9 protein-coding genes, 3 rRNA genes and 4 pseudogenes are annotated in these 19269 nt (G+C 64.3%); 8 read left to right on the top strand and 8 right to left on the bottom strand.

Annotated elements, in window-relative coordinates:
- Positions 1–320: 320 nt before the first annotated feature.
- The 3 genes from C6A87_RS19955 (at position 321) to rrf (ending at position 5627) form a co-directional block, all read left to right on the top strand.
- A 16S ribosomal RNA gene (locus C6A87_RS19955) occupies positions 321–1842 on the top strand.
- A 410-nt stretch (positions 1843–2252) separates the two neighbouring features.
- Positions 2253–5376: ribosomal RNA gene (locus C6A87_RS19950) — 23S ribosomal RNA — on the top strand.
- Between the two features lie 138 nt (positions 5377–5514).
- A 5S ribosomal RNA gene (gene rrf, locus C6A87_RS19945) occupies positions 5515–5627 on the top strand.
- The 16S, 23S and 5S rRNA genes sit together here, the layout of an rRNA operon.
- A gap of 64 nt (positions 5628–5691) precedes the next feature.
- On the opposite strand, the pseudogene C6A87_RS19940 reads toward rrf, so the two are convergent.
- The 4 genes and pseudogenes from C6A87_RS19940 to C6A87_RS19925 all read right to left on the bottom strand — a co-directional run bounded on the left by C6A87_RS19940 (position 5692) and on the right by C6A87_RS19925 (position 8880).
- Positions 5692–6194 (bottom strand): annotated as a pseudogene (locus C6A87_RS19940) (methylated-DNA--[protein]-cysteine S-methyltransferase).
- Positions 6194–7683: pseudogene (locus tag C6A87_RS19935) on the bottom strand (AlkA N-terminal domain-containing protein). The pseudogenes C6A87_RS19940 and C6A87_RS19935 overlap by 1 nt, the downstream one beginning before the upstream one ends.
- A gap of 77 nt (positions 7684–7760) precedes the next feature.
- Positions 7761–8360 (bottom strand): helix-turn-helix domain-containing protein, encoded by a 600-nt coding sequence (locus C6A87_RS19930; protein WP_311113849.1) that lies wholly within the window; start codon positions 8358–8360, stop codon positions 7761–7763.
- A 28-nt stretch (positions 8361–8388) separates the two neighbouring features.
- Complete coding sequence (locus C6A87_RS19925; RefSeq protein WP_311113848.1) at positions 8389–8880, bottom strand: hypothetical protein; 492 nt, start codon at positions 8878–8880, stop codon at positions 8389–8391.
- 182 nt (positions 8881–9062) lie between these two features.
- On the opposite strand from C6A87_RS19925, the gene C6A87_RS19920 reads away from it, so the two are divergent.
- From C6A87_RS19920 to C6A87_RS19900, 5 genes are read left to right on the top strand one after another with little or no spacing between them, the layout of a single operon-like run.
- Positions 9063–10433: an aromatic ring-hydroxylating dioxygenase subunit alpha gene (locus C6A87_RS19920; RefSeq protein WP_311113847.1), complete on the top strand. Its 1371-nt coding sequence runs from the start codon at positions 9063–9065 to the stop codon at positions 10431–10433.
- The gene (locus C6A87_RS19915; protein WP_311113846.1) at positions 10430–10894 is read left to right on the top strand and encodes a hypothetical protein; all 465 of its coding nucleotides are present in this window, start codon (positions 10430–10432) and stop codon (positions 10892–10894) included. Before C6A87_RS19920 ends, C6A87_RS19915 begins: the two co-directional genes overlap by 4 nt.
- Entirely contained in the window at positions 10891–12171 is a 1281-nt protein-coding gene (locus C6A87_RS19910) for a cytochrome P450 (protein ID WP_311113845.1), read from the top strand. Before C6A87_RS19915 ends, C6A87_RS19910 begins: the two co-directional genes overlap by 4 nt.
- Before the next feature lie 14 nt (positions 12172–12185).
- Entirely contained in the window at positions 12186–12941 is a 756-nt protein-coding gene (locus tag C6A87_RS19905; RefSeq protein ID WP_311113844.1) for an SDR family NAD(P)-dependent oxidoreductase, read from the top strand.
- Positions 12938–13567 carry a carboxymuconolactone decarboxylase family protein gene (locus C6A87_RS19900; protein WP_311113843.1) on the top strand — a complete coding sequence of 210 codons (630 nt, stop codon included), beginning with the start codon at positions 12938–12940 and terminating at the stop codon, positions 13565–13567. Before C6A87_RS19905 ends, C6A87_RS19900 begins: the two co-directional genes overlap by 4 nt.
- 7 nt (positions 13568–13574) lie before the next feature.
- On the opposite strand, the pseudogene C6A87_RS19895 reads toward C6A87_RS19900, so the two are convergent.
- The 4 genes and pseudogenes from C6A87_RS19895 to C6A87_RS19880 form a co-directional block, all read right to left on the bottom strand.
- Positions 13575–14508 (bottom strand): annotated as a pseudogene (locus tag C6A87_RS19895) (LysR family transcriptional regulator).
- 76 nt (positions 14509–14584) lie between these two features.
- Positions 14585–16927 carry a CoA transferase gene (locus C6A87_RS19890; protein WP_311113842.1) on the bottom strand — a complete coding sequence of 781 codons (2343 nt, stop codon included), beginning with the start codon at positions 16925–16927 and terminating at the stop codon, positions 14585–14587.
- 4 nt (positions 16928–16931) lie between these two features.
- Entirely contained in the window at positions 16932–18134 is a 1203-nt protein-coding gene (locus C6A87_RS19885) for an acyl-CoA dehydrogenase family protein (protein WP_311113841.1), read from the bottom strand.
- Positions 18135–18136: 2 nt separating this feature from the next.
- Positions 18137–19253 (bottom strand): annotated as a pseudogene (locus tag C6A87_RS19880) (acyl-CoA dehydrogenase family protein).
- Positions 19254–19269 lie beyond the last annotated feature (16 nt).

Genomic DNA, 19269 nt, shown 5'->3' with positions numbered 1-19269 from the left:
GACCAGCGGATTTGACTTCGAAAGAGCCTCGGCTCTAATCTTATGAAGTCGCCGCGGAAACGCGAAGGACAGGATCTTGACTCGCTAGCCCAGATGGTTTAAGCTGGCAGGGTTGCCCTCCAGAGGGTGACTTCGCAAAGATTCAGGCGTGTTGTTTGAGAACTCAATAGTGTGTTTGGTGGTTTTTGTTTGTTGTTTTTGGTTCACCTCTTTTTCCCGTTTAGGGGTGGGCTGTTTTTTGATGCCAGTTTTTGGTGTCTTGTTTGATGATCGGATTTCTCTGATTGTGAATTCTGCCTTGCCTTTGGGTGAGGGGTTTTTGTTTGGAGAGTTTGATTCTGGCTCAGGACGAACGCTGGCGGCGTGCTTAACACATGCAAGTCGAACGGAAAGGCCCTTCGGGGTACTCGAGTGGCGAACGGGTGAGTAACACGTGGGTGATCTGCCCTGCACTTTGGGATAAGCCTGGGAAACTGGGTCTAATACCGAATACACCCTTCTGGCTGCATGGTCTGGGAGGGGAAAGCTTTTGCGGTGTGGGATGGGCCCGCGGCCTATCAGCTTGTTGGTGAGGTTACGGCTCACCAAGGCGACGACGGGTAGCCGGCCTGAGAGGGTGACCGGCCACACTGGGACTGAGATACGGCCCAGACTCCTACGGGAGGCAGCAGTGGGGAATATTGCACAATGGGCGCAAGCCTGATGCAGCGACGCCGCGTGAGGGATGACGGCCTTCGGGTTGTAAACCTCTTTCGCCAGGGACGAAGCGCAAGTGACGGTACCTGGAGAAGAAGGACCGGCCAACTACGTGCCAGCAGCCGCGGTAATACGTAGGGTCCGAGCGTTGTCCGGAATTACTGGGCGTAAAGAGCTCGTAGGTGGTTTGTCGCGTTGTCCGTGAAAACTCACAGCTCAACTGTGGGCGTGCGGGCGATACGGGCAGACTGGAGTACTGCAGGGGAGACTGGAATTCCTGGTGTAGCGGTGGAATGCGCAGATATCAGGAGGAACACCGGTGGCGAAGGCGGGTCTCTGGGCAGTAACTGACGCTGAGGAGCGAAAGCGTGGGGAGCGAACAGGATTAGATACCCTGGTAGTCCACGCCGTAAACGGTGGGTACTAGGTGTGGGTTTCCTTCCTTGGGATCCGTGCCGTAGCTAACGCATTAAGTACCCCGCCTGGGGAGTACGGCCGCAAGGCTAAAACTCAAAGAAATTGACGGGGGCCCGCACAAGCGGCGGAGCATGTGGATTAATTCGATGCAACGCGAAGAACCTTACCTGGGTTTGACATGCACAGGACGCCGGCAGAGATGTCGGTTCCCTTGTGGCCTGTGTGCAGGTGGTGCATGGCTGTCGTCAGCTCGTGTCGTGAGATGTTGGGTTAAGTCCCGCAACGAGCGCAACCCTTATCTTATGTTGCCAGCGCGTAATGGCGGGGACTCGTGAGAGACTGCCGGGGTCAACTCGGAGGAAGGTGGGGATGACGTCAAGTCATCATGCCCCTTATGTCCAGGGCTTCACACATGCTACAATGGCCGGTACAAAGGGCTGCGATGCCGTGAGGTGGAGCGAATCCTTTCAAAGCCGGTCTCAGTTCGGATCGGGGTCTGCAACTCGACCCCGTGAAGTCGGAGTCGCTAGTAATCGCAGATCAGCAACGCTGCGGTGAATACGTTCCCGGGCCTTGTACACACCGCCCGTCACGTCATGAAAGTCGGTAACACCCGAAGCCGGTGGCCTAACCCCTTGTGGGAGGGAGCCGTCGAAGGTGGGATCGGCGATTGGGACGAAGTCGTAACAAGGTAGCCGTACCGGAAGGTGCGGCTGGATCACCTCCTTTCTAAGGAGCACCACGAGACTTGAGCCCGCCCACGAGTGTGGGGGTTCGGTGACTCAAGCGATTCGTTGGATGGCCTTTCGCCTGTAGTGGGTGGGGGTCTGGTGCACTCAACAAACTTGGCTGAGCTGGTACGGGATTGCCGGTGAGGAAAATTATCAGACACACTATTGGGCTTTGAGACAACAGGCCCGTGCCCCTTTTTGGGGGGTGGCTCTGCGTTGGCAGGGTCGGCGTGTTGTTGCCCTGCTTTGGTGGTGGGGTGTGGTGTTTGATTCGTGGATAGTGGTTGCGAGCATCTGAATGCACAGCGCTTGTGGTGTTGTGTGTTCGGTGTAATGCAAATTTTTCTGATACTCGCATGCAGTCCCTTTTGGGGGTTGTGTGTGGGTGACTCATTTTTTGGTTTTGTGTTGTAAGTGTTTAAGGGCGCATGGTGGATGCCTTGGCACTGGGAGCCGATGAAGGACGTGGGAGGCTGCGATATGCCTCGGGGAGCTGCCAACCGAGCGTGGATCCGAGGATGTCCGAATGGGGAAACCCGGCACGAGTGATGTCGTGTCACCCAACGCTGAATATATAGGCGTTGGGGGGGAACGCGGGGAAGTGAAACATCTCAGTACCCGTAGGAAGAGAAAACAAAAGTGATTCCGTGAGTAGTGGCGAGCGAAAGCGGAGGATGGCTAAACCGCGTGCATGTGATACCCGGCGGGGGTTGTGTGTGCGGTGTTGTGGGGCGTTTCTTCTCTCATCCGCCGATGAGGGCAGGAGTTAGAAACTGTTGGGTTAGTCGAAGTGGCCTGGGATGGTCTGTCGTAGAGGGTGAGAGCCCCGTAGACGAAAACTCAACAGCTCCTGTGGAATGTTTCCCCGAGTAGCAGCGGGCCCGTGGAATCTGCTGTGAATCTGCCGGGACCACCCGGTAAGCCTGAATACTTCCCAGTGACCGATAGCGGATTAGTACCGTGAGGGAATGGTGAAAAGTACCCCGGGAGGGGAGTGAAATAGTACCTGAAACCGTGCGCTTACAATCCGTCAGAGCCTTCGTGTTAAAGCGTGGGGTGATGGCGTGCCTTTTGAAGAATGAGCCTGCGAGTCAGGGACATGTCGCGAGGTTAACCCGTGTGGGGTAGCCGTAGCGAAAGCGAGTCTGAATAGGGCGTATCCACACAAGAGTGTGTGGTGTAGTGGTGTGTTCTGGACCCGAAGCGGAGTGATCTACCCATGGCCAGGGTGAAGCGCGGGTAAGACCGCGTGGAGGCCCGAACCCACTTAGGTTGAAGACTGAGGGGATGAGTTGTGGGTAGGGGTGAAAGGCCAATCAAACTCCGTGATAGCTGGTTCTCCCCGAAATGCATTTAGGTGCAGCGTCGCAGTGTTCGTGTCGGAGGTAGAGCTACTGGATGGCCGATGGGCCTCACAAGGTTACTGACGTCAGCCAAACTCCGAATGCCGACACGGTGTAATGCGGCAGTGAGACGGCGGGGGATAAGCTCCGTGCGTCGAGAGGGAAACAGCCCAGATCGCCGGCTAAGGCCCCTAAGCGTGTGCTAAGTGGAAAAGGATGTGCAGTCGCGAAGACAACCAGGAGGTTGGCTTAGAAGCAGCCACCCTTGAAAGAGTGCGTAATAGCTCACTGGTCAAGTGATTGTGCGCCGATAATGTAGCGGGGCTCAAGCACACCGCCGAAGCCGCGGCAGCACACTTCGTGTGCTGGGTAGGGGAGCGTCCTGCATCCGGTGAAGCAGCCTAGTGATGGAGCTGTGGAGGGTGTGGGAGTGAGAATGCAGGCATGAGTAGCGATAAGGCAAGTGAGAACCTTGCCCGCCGGAAGACCAAGGGTTCCTGGGCCAGGCCAGTCCGCCCAGGGTGAGTCGGGACCTAAGGCGAGGCCGACAGGCGTAGTCGATGGACAACGGGTTGATATTCCCGTACCCGTGTGTGAGCGTCCCTGATGAATCCATCTTGCTAACCGCCCAAATCCAGTGGCACCGATCCCTTCGGGGTGAGGGCTGCTGGGGCTGCGCGGGACCCAGGTGGGTAGTAGTCAAGCGATGGGGTGACACAGGAAGGTAGCCGTACCAGTCAGTGGTAATACTGGGGTAAGCCTGTAGGGCGAGTGATAGGTAAATCCGTCACTCATGATGCCTGAGAGGTGATGCATAGCCGATTGAGGCGAATTCGGTGATCCTATGCTGTCGAGAAAAGCCTCTAGCGAGCGCACACACGGCCCGTACCCCAAACCAACACAGGTGGTCAGGTAGAGAATACCGAGGCGTACGAGTGAACTATGGTTAAGGAACTCGGCAAAATGCCCCCGTAACTTCGGGAGAAGGGGGACCCACGTACCGTCATGGCTTTTGCGGCCGGCAGCGGGGGTGGGTGGCACAAACCAGTGAGAAGCGACTGTTTACTAAAAACACAGGTCCGTGCGAAGTCGCAAGACGATGTATACGGACTGACGCCTGCCCGGTGCTGGAAGGTTAAGAGGACCCGTTAACCCGTAAGGGTGAAGCGGAGAATTTAAGCCCCAGTAAACGGCGGTGGTAACTATAACCATCCTAAGGTAGCGAAATTCCTTGTCGGGTAAGTTCCGACCTGCACGAATGGCGTAACGACTTCTCAACTGTCTCAACCATAGACTCGGCGAAATTGCATTACGAGTAAAGATGCTCGTTACGCGCGGCAGGACGAAAAGACCCCGGGACCTTCACTACAACTTGGTATTGGTGCTCGATACGGTTTGTGTAGGATAGGTGGGAGACTGTGAAGCGGTCACGCCAGTGATTGTGGAGTCGTTGTTGAAATACCACTCTGATCGTATTGGGCCTCTAACCTCGAACCGTATATCCGGTTCAGGGACAGTGCCTGGTGGGTAGTTTAACTGGGGCGGTTGCCTCCTAAAATGTAACGGAGGCGCCCAAAGGTTCCCTCAACCTGGACGGCAATCAGGTGTTGAGTGTAAGTGCACAAGGGAGCTTGACTGCGAGACGGACATGTCGAGCAGGGACGAAAGTCGGGACTAGTGATCCGGCACCTCTGAGTGGAAGGGGTGTCGCTCAACGGATAAAAGGTACCCCGGGGATAACAGGCTGATCTTCCCCAAGAGTCCATATCGACGGGATGGTTTGGCACCTCGATGTCGGCTCGTCGCATCCTGGGGCTGGAGCAGGTCCCAAGGGTTGGGCTGTTCGCCCATTAAAGCGGCACGCGAGCTGGGTTTAGAACGTCGTGAGACAGTTCGGTCTCTATCCGCCGCGCGCGTCAGAAGCTTGAGGAAACCTGTCCCTAGTACGAGAGGACCGGGACGGACGAACCTCTGGTCTACCAGTTGTCCCACCAGGGGCACTGCTGGATAGCTACGTTCGGACAGGATAACCGCTGAAAGCATCTAAGCGGGAAACCTTCTCCAAGACCAGGCTTCTCACCCATTAAGTGGGATAAGGCCCCCCGCAGACCACGGGATCGATAGACCAGACCTAGAAACCTAGTAATAGGCGCAGGGAACTGGCACTAACCGGCCGAAAACTTACAACAACAACAAAACCTCGCAACCACACCACAAACCCAGACACACTCAACACGACCCGGTTCACCGGGACATTGTTGAGACACACCCCACCACCAAAAACACGGGGTATCACAGATTCACGCTCGATAACGAGTGAATAGAGTTACGGCGGTCCATAGCGGCAGGGAAACGCCCGGTCCCATCCCGAACCCGGAAGCTAAGCCTGCCAGCGCCGATGATACTAACCACTGGTTGGAAAAGTAGGACACCGCCGAACACACATTGACCTGTACCCCCCAACACCGTTGGGGGGTACAGGCATTTATGCGTCCGCTTGTTCATCAACCGAACAGCATCGGAAACGCCGACGCACCACCACCCTCCAAACCCAACAATTGTTTCTTCCGGTGCAATCCACCGCCATATCCGGTCAAATTCCCATTGGCGCCGATGACACGGTGGCACGGCACGATGATCCCTATCGGATTGTGTCCGTTGGCCAATCCGACCGCACGTGATGCGCCTGGCGCGCCGATCTGCCGGGCGATCTCTCCATAGGACCGCGTCTGGCCATAGGGGATTGTCAGTAGTGCTGCCCAGACCCGCGCTGAAAGTCGGTGCCGACCAGGTTGAGATCCAGATCGAAATCCCGGCGTTCGCCGCTGAAATACTCCGTCAGCTGGGTGACCGCGTCGGCGAACGCGTCCTCGTCCGGCTCCCAACCGGCGCGGTCGGGTTCATAGGTCTGGTCCACCATCCTGAGATGCTGCAATCGTCCGTCCGTGCCGGCCAGGGTCAGCGGCCCGACCGGGCTGTTCACCGTCCGGTAGTGCACGGTGGTCATCATGGTGTCTCCTTCGGGGACCATTGATTGACGGCGTGGTCGAGGGCGGTCCAGAGGTGCTGGGCAGCATACGAGCGCCAGGGCTGCCATCGTCTGCTGTGCTCGGCCAGACCGCGCGGGGTCGCGGGCAGGCCGAGCTGTCGAGCCGCGGCGATCACACCGAGATCCGTGCCGGGAAAGGCGTCGGGGTCGCCGAGGCCGCGCATCGCGATCATCTCCGTCGACCACGGTCCGATACCGGGCAGCGCGAGCAGCTGCGCACGCGCGGCCTCCCGGTCACAGCCCGGGTCGAGCGTGACGGTGCCGTCGGCGAGCGCGGTGACCACCGTGTGCAGGGTCCGCTGCCGTACCTTCGGAAACGCCAGGTGCCGGGGGTCGATCGCCGAGAGTTCTGCGACCGAGGGGAACACGTGGGTGAGGGTCCCTTCGGGATCCTCGATCGACGCGCCGTACGCGCGGCTGAGCCGGCTGGCATGGGTCCGGGCGGCAGCCACCGACACCTGCTGGCCGAGGATCACCCGTACCGCGAGCTCATGTTCATCAACGGTCCTGGGGATGCGCTGGCCCGGCTGCTTGGCGACGAGTGCGGCAAGCCGGTCGTCGGCGCTGAGCGCGGTGACGACGGCCTCCGGGTCGGCATCGAGATCGAGCAGGCGCCTGCATCGCGCGATCGCTGCCGCAAGGTCGCGGAAGTCGTCGATGACTAGACGGCACGCGACGTGGTCAGGGCGGGGCGTCAGGCTCACCACGCCGCGGCCATGCGGTAACCGCAGGGTTCTGCGGTAGGCGCCGTCGCGGATTTCCTCCACCCCGGGCACCGCGGACGCGGCCAGGTGCCCGAAGACCCCTTCGAATGCGAACGGCGCCCGGACCGGCAGCCGCAGCGACAGCAGGCCCGTGCCGCCGTCACCGTCCCCGCCCGGCCGCGTCCGGGCGCGGCGCCGCAGCATCGTGGGCGTGAGCGCGCAGACCGCACGCACGGTGTCGTTGAACTGCCGGATGCTGGAAAACCCCGCGGCGAATGCGGCGTCGGTGAACGGCATCTCGGTCGTCTCGATCAGCACCCGGGCCATCTGGGTGCGCTGCGCCCGGGCCAGTGCCAGCGGGCTCGCTCCGACCTCGGCATTGGTGAGCCGTTCCAGTTGCCGCACGGTGTATCCCAATCGCGCGGCCAGGCCGCCGACACCCTCCCGGTCGACCGTTCCATCGGCGATCAGACGCATGGCGCGGGCGACGACGTCACCGCGTACATTCCACTCGGGAGACCCCGGCGACGCATCCGGCCTGCACCGCTTGCACGCCCGGAAGCCGCCCGTTGTGCGGCGGCCGCGGTCGGGTAGAACCGCATGTTCCGCGCGTGCGGTGGCCGGACCGGGCAGCTGGGCCTGCAGTAGATCCCGGTGGTGAGCACCGCGGTGACGAACCAGCCGTCGAACCGGGCGTCCTTGGATTGGACGGCCCGGCAGCAGCGGTCGAAGTCGGTGTACACGCATCGACGATGACACGCGAGCCCGCTCGGAACTAGCGGAAAAACGACATCGTCGTCCGCCGACGCCCCAAACGGTACTAGCCCGGAGTCTGCACGCTGGATATCACCAGCTGCAGGTACGGGCGGTACAGGTCCTCGCCGTCGATGTGACTGTCCAACGTGATGCCGTCGTTGGCGGCGAGCACGACCCGGGCCAGAGTCTCCGCCTCGATCGTGAGTATTCCTCCGATGCGGGCGACGTTCTTGCTGATGAATTCTCCGAGTGCGCGGATCGTCTCGCGCCGCTGCGCGGCCACACTCTCCCGCGCCTCGGGGTTGCGCAATAGGAACAGAGTGAGTTCGTACCCCAAAGCCGCCCGGTCGGTCTCGCTGCTCAACTGGCGCCACCGCTGCGCCAGTTCGTCGATGTCGACATCACTGAGGCGGTGGAAAGACATCATCACCTCGGCGAACCCGTCGAGGAAACGCTGACGCCGGCGGTCCACCACCGCGAGGAACAGCTTCTCCTTGGCGCCGAACTGAGAATAAATGGCACCCCGCGTGAATCCGGCGGTCTCGGCGATCTCTTCGAGTGCGGCGCCGGTCAATCCCTTGCGCGCGAAGACTTCCTCGGCGGCGTCCAACAGGATCTGCCGGGTGTGCTCGGTACGGCGCTCCTTGGTCCAGCGTTCAGCCACAGCCCCATCTTCCCACCACTGGCAGCGATCATGACCCGCCCCGACCGGCCGACCGAGGTGGCCGATCGGTTCTCGCCACCAGATCGACGAACAAGCGCGTGTCGAAGGTGTCGTCTACCCAGAAACGCTCGCAATGCTCAACGGCGGAGCGCAGGCCGGTGCAGCGGAGCGCATGTTCTTTGAACGCCCGCGCGGCCGCGCTGAGTTGATGGCCCACAGGTTGCACGACACCGGTCGACGCCGCGGGTGCGTTCCAGCCCCAGACGATCCGGGTTTCCCAGGGTGATTCCCGCTTCGTTGCCAGACGTTCGATCGGCGACGCCACGGCACGGACCTCCCGGTCCCCGTGCTCTCGGTCGTCGAGCCGGCACCGAGACTGCGCTCCGATACCGAGAATCGCCAAACCTCTCAGGTGGGAGACATCGTCGGTGAACACGACGACCTGCCAACCGGCCCGGCGGCGATCGAACATCAGCCCGCCTGCGTACAGGATGGCTTCCGGGACACTGTCGGTGATCACGTCAAGGCGATAGCCCACGGTCCCCCTCCTCTGCACGACATCGTTGCTGATGTGACGCCGACCACTCTATACATCCTTGTATCGCTGATACATAGATGTATATGGTGAGGCGTATCACAGCCAATGCGCAAAGTCGACGGCATCACCATCGGTGATCCACGCCGACAGAGGAGGACCCCTTGATGCCAGCAACCCGCTCAGGAGAATGGCTCGACCCCGATTCGGGTCTCGGGCTCGGCTTGGACGACGTTCAACCCGGGACTTTCTCCATGACCATCCCGACCGACCGATACACGTGTCCGCAGTACGCGGCGCGTGAGCGAGAAGCGATCTGGGCGCGCACATGGCAGATTGCGGGACGGGTGGAGGACCTGCCGAAGCCAGGCGACTGGAAAAGGTACGAGATCCTCGACCAGTCCTTCATCATCGTCCGCGGCAAGGACGAGAAACTCCGCGGATTCGTCAACGCGTGCCGGCACCGCGGCAACGCCTTGTGCATCACCGAGACCGGTAACGCCAAGCGCGGCTTCCTTTGCCAGTACCATCTGTGGTCCTACGCCCTCGACGGCAGGTTGAAGGGCATGCTGCGGGAGAACCTCGCCGGCCCGATCGACAAGACGGAGAACTCGCTACTTCAGGTCTCGGTCGACACCTTCGCCGGTTTCATCTTCCTCAACCCTGATCCCGACGCCGCGTCGCTGCGGGAGTACCTGGGCGACGACGTCGTCAGCCTCCTGGAGCCTTACAACATCGAGACGTTCACCACCGTCATGGATGTCACCGAGGCCATCGAGTGCAACTGGAAAGTCGTCATGGATGCCTTCGAAGAGGGCTACCACATCAACGGCATTCATCCCCAACTGTTGCAGGTGCTGCACATCAACCCACAGACGGCGCGGTACCGGTTCTTCGAAAGCCACAGCGTGGCGATGGCCCCTTTCGAGGTGGTGGGCGCCGGCGTGCAGGATCAGGTTGCCGGGATCCTGGCATTGCCCGAAACCTTCCCCGGTACCGTCGCGGTGATCCCGCGGTTTCAGGAACTCATTGCGCCCTACCAGGATTCGGACGGAAACGTGGCGTTCCCCGAAGGCGTCACCGCGCGCCTGCTGCTGCAGCAGGCCACCCGTGAGGTGCTGACCGGAATGGGTCTCGACGTCAGCGGTCTGACCGACAGTCAGATGGTCGACAACCAGGGCTGGGTGCTGTTCCCAAACTACTTCATGACGGTGCGTGCCGGCGAATGCCACGTCATCATGGCCAGGCCGCACCCCGACGGCGACCCGAACAGGTGCATCTGGCATGTGGCCAGCTACATGTACGTGCCGCAGGATTTCCGCGACGCCGTCCGGGCCGAGGCGATCGTGGTGGATACACCCGGCAGCCACAAGTACTTCGAGGCGCTCCAGCAGGACTACGAGCAGATGCCGCGTCAGCAGAAGGGGCTGCGCAACGACCGACTCGACCACATGTCGCTGGTCAAGGAGGAAGTCGTCATCGCGCACTTCCACTCGGTGGTGGACCGCTACATGGCAGCTGCGGGGGTGACGGCATGACGGCGATCGAGGATGTCATCGGTGAGACCAGCGGACGTTCACGGATGGTCCTGGAGTACAGCCAGACGATGGGGCGGCTGGTGAAAAGCGCGAAGGAACCCGGATTCTCGGTCGAAAGCTGGGCGCCGCTGGCCGAGCTGGTCGCGGTCGACGACTTCGTCCGCATCGGTCCGTTCAAGGAGGTGCAGAACTGGGCCGAGTACACCGAGTTCCTGACCAACTGGGCCACCTCCTCGGACTGGGACTGCTCGTTCAAGCGCATTAGTGACGCCGGCGAAGTCGCCTTCCTCGAACTCGAGGAACGCAGCCGGATCGGTGACTTCAGCAGCGTCGTCAACACCGCGTCGGTGTACGAATTCAATGCGGACAACAAGATTCGATATGTCGCCGTCTACCTTCAGATGCAGTTGCCCGACTCGGTGCCGCTGCCCGAATTCGACGGTGCCGGGCGGGCCGAGTGACGGATCAACTCACGCCGGCCGGCATCGACGCGGTGGATTTCTTCACCGATGACGAGCTGCTGCACGACCCTTACGAATATCTCGCGGCGGTGCGCAGCGAGTGCCCCGTCCGCCGGGAACCGCACCATGACGTCGTGATGATCACCGGCTACGAGGAAGCGGTCGCCGTCTACAACGACAACCTGCGGTTCTCGTCCTGCACCGCGGTCACCGGGCCGTTCCCCGGTTTCCCGGTTCCTCTTGAGGGCGATGACGTTTCGGCGCTGATCGCGCAGCACCGGGACGAGCTTCCGTTCAACGATCAGTTGCCGACACTGGATCCTCCGCTGCACACCGATCACCGCGCCCTGTTGTCACGGATGATCACGCCGAAGCGCCTCAAGGAGAACGAGGAGTTCATGTGGCGGCTGGCCGACCGTCAGTACGACGAGGCCCTCGCCGGTGGGCGTTGCGAATTCGTCGGTGAGTTCGGCAATCCCTTCGCGATGCTGGTCATCGCCGACCTGCTCGGAGTCCCGGAGTCCGACCACGCTGACTTCAAGGACCAACTCCTGACCTCGACCGGCACCATCGGCAGCAGCGGCGGCGAGGCCATGCGCCACTCGCCGCTGGAATACCTCTACGGCAAGTTCACCGACTACATCACCGATCGCCGCGAGAACCCCCGTGACGACGTGTTGACCGGACTGGCTTCGGCGCTCTTCCCGGACGGTCGGACGCCGCCCGTGATCGATGTCGTGTGTGTGGCCGCCAACCTGTTCGCGGCCGGGCAGGAGACCACGGTCCGCCTGCTCAGCACGGCGGTGATGATGATCGCCGAAGACCCTGCGCTGCAGGCGAAACTGCGTGACGACCGCAGCCTCATCCCCGGCTTCGTCGAAGAGGCGCTGAGGTTCGAGAGTCCGATCCGGGGCGACTTCCGGCTGTCCAAGGTTCCGGTCACAGTCGGCGGCGTCGAGCTGCCGGCAGGGACCACCGTGATGCTGAACAACGCGGCAGCCAATCGTGACCCCCGCCGGTTCGCCGATCCCGACACCTTCGACGCGCAGCGGTCGAATGCGCGACAGCACATCGCCTTCGGCCGCGGAGCCCACAGTTGCCCGGGTGCTCCGCTGGCACGTGCGGAGGCCAAGGTGAGCATCAACCGGCTGCTGGACAGGACGTCGGACATCCGGATCGACGAGGACAAGCACGGACCGCCACATGCGCGCCGCTACAGATACCTGCCCACGTTCATCCTGCGCGGCCTGACCCGGCTGCACATCGAATTCTCGTAGGGGTCCCGACAACCATGCCTTTCGACAACACCACCGCCGTCGTCACCGGCGGAGCCGCCGGCCTCGGGCTGGCCATCACCGAGGCCCTCGCGGCCCGCGGCGCCAAGGTCGCGATCTTCGACATCGCCGCCGACGAGATCGACAGGCAGGTCGACCGATTACGCGGCGAGGGAGCCAAGGTCGCGGGCTACGTCGTCGACGTCTCCAACCGTGCGGCGGTCGAGTCCGCCCTCGGTGCGGTGCGTGCCGACCTGGGGCCGGTGCTGATGCTGATCAACAACGCCGGCGTCGAACAGTTCGGCAAGTTCACCGAGATCACCGACGACGAGTGGGATCGGGTGATGGCGGTCAACCTGCGCGGACCCTTCATCTGCACCCAGGCGGTGTTACCCGACATGATCGATGCGCAGTGGGGCCGCATCGTCAATATCTCGTCGTCGAGCGCTCAGGGCGGTCAGTCTAGGATGGCCGCCTATGTCAGTTCCAAGGCCGGGCTGATCGGATTCACCAAGAGCCTCGCGCTGGAACTCGGTCCCAAGGGCATTACGGTCAACACCATTCCACCCGGCATGGTCGTCACCCCGATGCTCGAGAAGGCGATCGCCGAGGGCCGTTTCACGGCGTCGCTCGACCATTTCGCCAAGATCACGCCGGTGCGACGGGCCGGTCGCCCCGAAGACATCGCCAACGCGGCGATATTCCTGTGCCAGGACGAATCCGACTACATCACCGGACAGATCATTCCCGTCAACGGAGGGCGGCGGACATGAATTCCACCGACGGCATCGAACCGCTTCTCGCGCCGCTGGCCGCCGACGAATGGGCTGATGACGAGTACGCGGCGTTCGGTGCGCTTCTGGGCCTGCCGGGGGAGAAGGTCCCGCGAGCCGGCTCAGGGCACGCCGCCGATCCGCTCAACTTCGACATCATCGGGCTTCTCGCCCGTCACCCGAAGATGGCCCGCCGGTTCCTGACCTTCAACGGATGGCTGCTGCAGCGTGGCGAATTGCCGCTGCGGCTAAGGGAATTGGCGATCTTGCGGGTTGCGCACACCCGCCGGTCCGCGTTCTTCTGGGGTGAGCACACCAAGGTCGCCCTCGAAGGCGGTGTGCCCGAGGCCGACATCGCCCGCATCGCCGGCGGTAACGACGGATTCACCGGTGTCGATCGACTGGTCCTGGAGGCCACCGACGAGCTGCTGCGAGACGGCCGTGCCGGGGCGTCGACGTGGCACCAACTGACGGACGGCATCGGTACCCACCAGGCGATGGAACTGATCTTCGTCGTCGGCACCTATGCGATGTTGGCGATGGCCTTCGACACCTGGCGGCTGGCCCCGCCCGCCGGTAGCGCGCAGCTTCCCCCAGGGCCGGACGCCGGGTCCGTCGTCGGCTAGCCCCTGCTCAGGCGCCCCGGTCCACGGGGCCGAGCCGGTCGGCGATCTGCTCGACCGTCAACTCGACCTCGGCCAGCCGTGCCTGGACCCGGTCCGGCACCCACGCCAGCGCGATGTCGGCAGGCGCCCAAGTGCTTTCGTCGACGGGGATCAACTTGAACTCCGGCGGGGAGAAGATCTTGCCGATGAACGAATCGGGGGCGTAGCTGACCACGGCGACGAGGTGCCGGTTGAACACCTGGGTCGCCATCTCGACCTCACCGCCACGCTGGTTGGTGGTGCGCACGATCCGGTGGACGCCCTTGCGGTTGAGCCGGCGGGTCAGGCCCGCCAGCACCACCGGGTTGGGTCGGGCGAAGTCGATGGCGACTTCGCGGTCGCGCAGTTCCTCGATCGACACCAGATCCCTGGCCGCCAGTGGGTCGTCGAAGCGCACGGCGATTCCGCCCTGATACCTGGCCACCACCTTGTGCCGGAGCCGTTTGTCGGTGGCCGGCAGGTGGATCAACCCCACCTCGCTCTGTCCGGCGATCAACTTGGCGGTGACCTCGGCCGCCGAACCGGGGACGCTGAACTCGGTCGCCCCTGGCAGGCCCGCGAGGACGGTCTCCAACTCGCCCAGCAGATCGGACGGCGCATACGCGGTCGCGCTGACCCGGATCGGCGCGAGCCCCTGAACACCCTGCGTGGCCACGGCCTCGAAGTCCTCCACCTGACGCAGGATCTCCCGGGCCTGGCCCGATCAGGCGCTCGCCGAGCGGGCTGAGCCGCACCTCGTGGTAGCCGCGCTCGAAGAGCGGTCCGCCGAGCTCCTTCTCCAGCAGTTTGATCTGCTTGCTCAGCGGCGGCGGAGTGATCATCAACTTGTCGGCGGCACGCTTGAAGTGCAGCTCGTCGGCGACAGCCACGAAGTATCTGAGCCTGGTGAAGTCGATGTCCATTCCTGCCGCACTCGAGCGTGGTGTCGTGCCCACCACGGATATGCAGGAATGCTACGAGATCGCCGCGGCGACCCCGTCACGGTTGGGCGGCAGCCTCCACCTCCGGGGTCTCCAGCACCCCGCGCTCGTGCAGGTCGGCGATCTGCCCAGAATCCAGTCCGAGCAGCTCCTCGGCGATCTCGGCGGTCTGCTCGCCCAGCAGTGGGGCCTGGCCCAACGGCGGGTCCGCGACGTGCTCGCAGTGGATCTGCACGTTCTCCATCATGAACGGCGCTGACCCGTACGGGTGCAGCTCCTCCCGGAACGCGCGCCGCTGCTCGTAATAGCCCCAACCAGGAATCTCCTCGGCGTGCAGCACCGCGCCCGCAGGCACACCGGCGGCCTGCAGCAGCTCCATCGCCTCGATCCGGGAGCGCTGCGCGGTCCACGTCCGCACAGCGTCGTCGATCGACGCGCGGTCCCCGGCGGTGAAGCCGATGACCTCGGCCAGGGCGCTCAGGTCGGTCTCGTCGCGCACGGTGACCGCCACCCACTGGTCCTCGCCGTCGGCCGGGTACAGCCCCCACGGGGCGTCGGGCATCCGGGCCTCGGTGCGCGTATGCCCGGCCCGCTGCAGCGCCTCGGCGGCGATGTCGGCAGCGAGATGGCTGAGCATCACCTCGGCCTGCGAGATGCTCGCCGCGCCGCCGGTGCCGGTGCGTTCCCGGCGCAGCAGCAGCGCCAGGGCGGCCAGGGTGCCGATCCGGGCCGCGACGTGGTCGGGGTAGACGGTGACGGTGTCGCAGAACGTCTCGGGCTCACGCGGGTACACCCACAGGTTGGTGAACCCGACGGCGGCGCGCACCAGCGGTCCGTAGCCGAGCCGCTCGGCCCACGGGCCGGTCGGGCCGAACGCGGAACTGTCCACGACCACGATGCCCGGGTTGATCTGCCGCAGCGTCGCGTGATCCATGCCCAGTGCCTGGGCCACGCCCGGCTTGAAGTTGGACAGCACCACGTCGCACTGCTGCACCAGACGGTGGGCGAGGGCCCTGCCCTCGTCGGACCGCAGGTCGATGCCGATCGACCGCTTGTTGCGGTGCCCCGCGGCGAACGGCTGCGTCATCGACGTCAGCCTGCCCACCCGCAGACCGTCCGGATGCGCAGTGTGTTCGATCTTGACGACATCGGCGCCGAGGTCGCCGAACAACCGTCCGGTGTCGGCGCCGACCACGATCACGCCCAGATCCAGCACGCGGATGCCTTCCAGCGGCAGCCCCTGGCCCCGGCGCTGCCGCGCGGAAAGGATCGGCGCGGCGCCGAGACGGTCGGCCCCGGTGGGCGCGTTGTCCGGCGCGCCGGCGCGGTGGCCGTCGATCTCGCTGACGCCGACCGGTACCGGCGCGGGCACGCCAGGGGCCAGTTCCACGTCGCGGAAGAAGCCGCGCGCGGTGAAGTGGTCGGCGTTGAGCGCCTCTGACAGCGTCAGCACCGCCGCGGTGGGCACGCCGTGGGCCTGCCCCGCGCGCTCGAGCTCGGCGCGGGTCTTGTCGGCGCAGAACTTCTCGATCGCCTCCAGCAGGTGGGGGGAGTGGAAGCGTTTGCCGAGCTTGTCGTAGGACGGGTCGGCGAACTCCTCGGGGCTGCCCATCAACGCGAACATGCCGCGCCACTGCCGCTTCGACAGGATGCAGATGCGGACGTGGCCGTCCTTGCACGGGATGATGGGGTAGCGCTGACGCTCGGCGTCCCAGTTGCGTTGTTGCGCGCTGAGTGCCACCCCGGCCGACGCGCTGCCGGCCGTGCCGAAGGGCGGATCGAGGGTCTGCATGGCGCCGTCGAGCACTGAGAAATCGATGAGATCGCCTTCGCCGGTGCGTAACCGGTCCAGGAACAGGCTCAGCGTCATCACCGCGGCCTGCGCGGCGGCGACCTGATAGGGCAGGTCCGCGGGCGGCACCAACGGTTCCCGGCCGGGGATGCCCGATCTCGACAGTTCGCTGCTCAGCGCATGCAGCACCGGCGTGGTGGCCTGCCAGTTGCAGTACTCGTTGTCGCGGCCGAAGTCGCTGATCGACAGGATCACCAGGGACGGGTGCGCGGCCCTGATGTCGCGTACCGCCAGCGCCGCCTCGGCGGGGGAGCCGGGGCGGGTGTTCTCGATCAGGATGTCGGCGTCGGCCAGCAGCGCGGCGAACTGCTCACGTCCGGCCGCTGTGGCGGGATCGATGTCCGCGGTGGGCATTCCGTGCCGGTTGATCGCGGTCTGCACGTCGACGGAGTCGACGATCGGGCCGGCCTGCTCGTCGGCGGTCACCCCGGCGAGGCGCAGTGCCGTGACGTCGGCGCCCAGGTCGGCGAACAGCCGGCCGACGGCGGTCATCGGGCCCGAGGAGGCGTCGAGTATCCGGACACCCAGCAGCGGCGGGTCGTAGCTCATCTGGTCAGTTCTTCCGGATTTCGCGGAACGGGATGTCGCGGTCGACCTCGGGCTCCTTGGGCAGCCCGAGCACCCGCTCGCCGATGATGTTGCGCTGGATCTGGTCGGTGCCGCCGCCGATCGAGGTGAAGAACGCGTTGAGCGTCAGGAAGTTCACCTCGTCGGCCTCCGCGTTGTCCGGTCCGGCCAGCAGCGCCTGCGCACCGATGACGTCGGTCTTGAGCCGCGCCTCGGCGTGCAGGATGCGCGATGTCGCCAGCTTGCCCAGGGACATGACCGGGCTGGCGGTGCCCTGCTTGGCCTCGGCCTTGGCCCGGGCGTTGTTGAGGGCGTTGAGTTCTCGCAGTGCGAGCACATCGGCCAGCTGCCGGCGGATCGCGGAGTCGTCCAGCTTGCCGTGTGCGCGGGCCATCTCGACCAGGCTGTTTCCGCGGGACTCCTTGCGGTGCAGGCTGGTTCCGGAGCCCATGATGGACCGCTCGTAGGCCAGCGCGGTCTGCAGCACCCGCCAGCCGTTGCCGACCCCGCCGACGACGTAGGCGTCGGGCACCTTGGCGTCGGTGATGAACACCTCGTTGAAATGCGCGTCGCCGGTGATCTGCACCAGCGGCCGAATCTCGATGCCCGGCTGGTTCATCGGCACGATGAAGAACGTGATGCCCTTGTGCTTGGGCACATCCCAGTCGGTCCGGGCGATCAGCAGCGCATACTGCGAAGTCTTGGCGCCCGAGGTCCACACCTTCTGGCCGTTGATGATCCACTGGTCGCCGTCGCGCACCGCGGTGGTGCGCACCCCCGCCAGATCCGAGCCGGCACCGGGCTCGCTGTAGAGCAGGCAGGTGCGCGACTTCTCGGTCAGGAAGTCCCGCAGCAGATCCGCCTTGAGTTGCTCGGTGCCGAACGCGAGCGTCGTGTTGGCCGGGATGCTGAACTTGTCCTGGCAGGCGCCGGGCGCGTGGACCGCGCGGAACTCCTCGGCGATCACCTTGGCCAGCTTGTTCGGGTACGCCCGGCCGTACCACTCGGTCGGATAGGTGGGTGCGCCGTAGCCGGCCTTGACGACCTTGTCCAGCCAGGCGATCCGCTCAGGCGGGCTGACCCACGGGTCATCGGACTTGGGCAGCGTGACACCGGTCCAGTTCCGGTCCAGCCATTCGCGGACCTCGGTGCGCAGTTCCTCGGCGCTCGGCAGATTGTTGTCGCTCATTCTCATGCGCCTTTCGAGAGCAGATAGCGTTCGCGGTGCGAGTTCCGAGTCGCCGAACAGCTGCAGGCCCGTCCGGGCCCGGCGGACGTACAGGTGCGCGGGGTGTTCCCAGGTGAAGCCGATGCCGCCGTGCATCTGCACCGCATCCATGGTGGTCTTCGCATAGGCCTCGGCGCAGGCGAAGCCGGCCAGCGCGACCGCCCCGGCGCGGGCCTCTTCGGTGCTCGCGGCTGTGTCGCCGGTGGAGGCGAGTTGTGCCGCCGCGTTCTGCGCGGCGGAGGTGGCCGATTCGACCTCCAGCAGCAGGTCGGCGGCCATGTGCTTGAGCGCCTGGAAACTGCCGATCGCCCGGCCGAACTGGAACCGGGTCTTGAGGTAGGCGATGGTGATGTCGAAGATGCGCCGCGTGCCGCCGGCCTGCTCACCGGCCGACGCGACCACCGCGTAGTCCAGCGCTTCCTGGACGGCCTCCCATCCCGCGGTGCCGAGGCGGCGCGCGGGGGTGTCCGTGAACGTGTAGGTCGACAGGCGCACCGTCGGGTCGAAGACCGTCGCCGCGGCGCGGTCGAAACCTGTTGCGTCCGTTTCGACCTCGAATACGCCGACACCGTCGTCGGTGCGGGCGACGACCAGCACGACGTCGGCGACCTGGCCCCAGGTGACGTAATGCGCGGTGCCGGTGAGGGTGCCGTCGGCTCCGGCGCGCACGTCGACGCCGTCGGCCGTCCACGTGCCGGACGGGCCGGTCAGCGCGACCGTGCCGATCGACGTGCCGTCGGCGAGCGTGGGCAGCAGGCGTTGCTTGTCGTCGTCGGATCCCGCCGCGTTGATCAGCGCGACGGTCAGCACGGCGCTGGAGATGAACGGCGCGGGCAGCAGCGCGGCGCCGGTCTCCTCGGCGACGGCCTCGAGCTCGAGGGCGTCGAAACCGAGCCCGCCGAGGTCGGGGTCGACGAGCATGCCGAGCACACCCTGGTCGGCCAGGCGTCCCCACAGCTCGCGATCGAAGCCGTCGTCGGACTCCATCACCCGCCGCACGTCCGCCTCGGTGCACTTGTCGGCCAACAGCTCGCCGACCGCGGTGCGCAGTTCTGCGCGCTCGGCCACACTGATCGTCATCGTCATCCGCCTCTCC

Source organism: Mycobacterium sp. ITM-2016-00317 (genome assembly GCF_002968295.1).
Classification (GTDB): domain Bacteria; phylum Actinomycetota; class Actinomycetes; order Mycobacteriales; family Mycobacteriaceae; genus Mycobacterium.
This window is presented reverse-complemented; position numbering and strand designations above follow the sequence as displayed.

What these genes read in the sequence shown, in the direction of transcription:
- C6A87_RS19920 (WP_311113847.1), top strand. Translation starts at nt 9,063, where the DNA reads ATGCCAGCAACCCGCTCAGGAGAATGGCTCGACCCCGATTCGGGTCTC.
- C6A87_RS19915 (WP_311113846.1), top strand. Translation starts at nt 10,430, where the DNA reads ATGACGGCGATCGAGGATGTCATCGGTGAGACCAGCGGACGTTCACGG.
- C6A87_RS19905 (WP_311113844.1), top strand. Translation starts at nt 12,186, where the DNA reads ATGCCTTTCGACAACACCACCGCCGTCGTCACCGGCGGAGCCGCCGGC.
- C6A87_RS19900 (WP_311113843.1), top strand. Translation starts at nt 12,938, where the DNA reads ATGAATTCCACCGACGGCATCGAACCGCTTCTCGCGCCGCTGGCCGCC.
- C6A87_RS19890 (WP_311113842.1), bottom strand. Translation starts at nt 16,927, where the DNA reads ATGAGCTACGACCCGCCGCTGCTGGGTGTCCGGATACTCGACGCCTCC.
- C6A87_RS19885 (WP_311113841.1), bottom strand. Translation starts at nt 18,134, where the DNA reads ATGAGCGACAACAATCTGCCGAGCGCCGAGGAACTGCGCACCGAGGTC.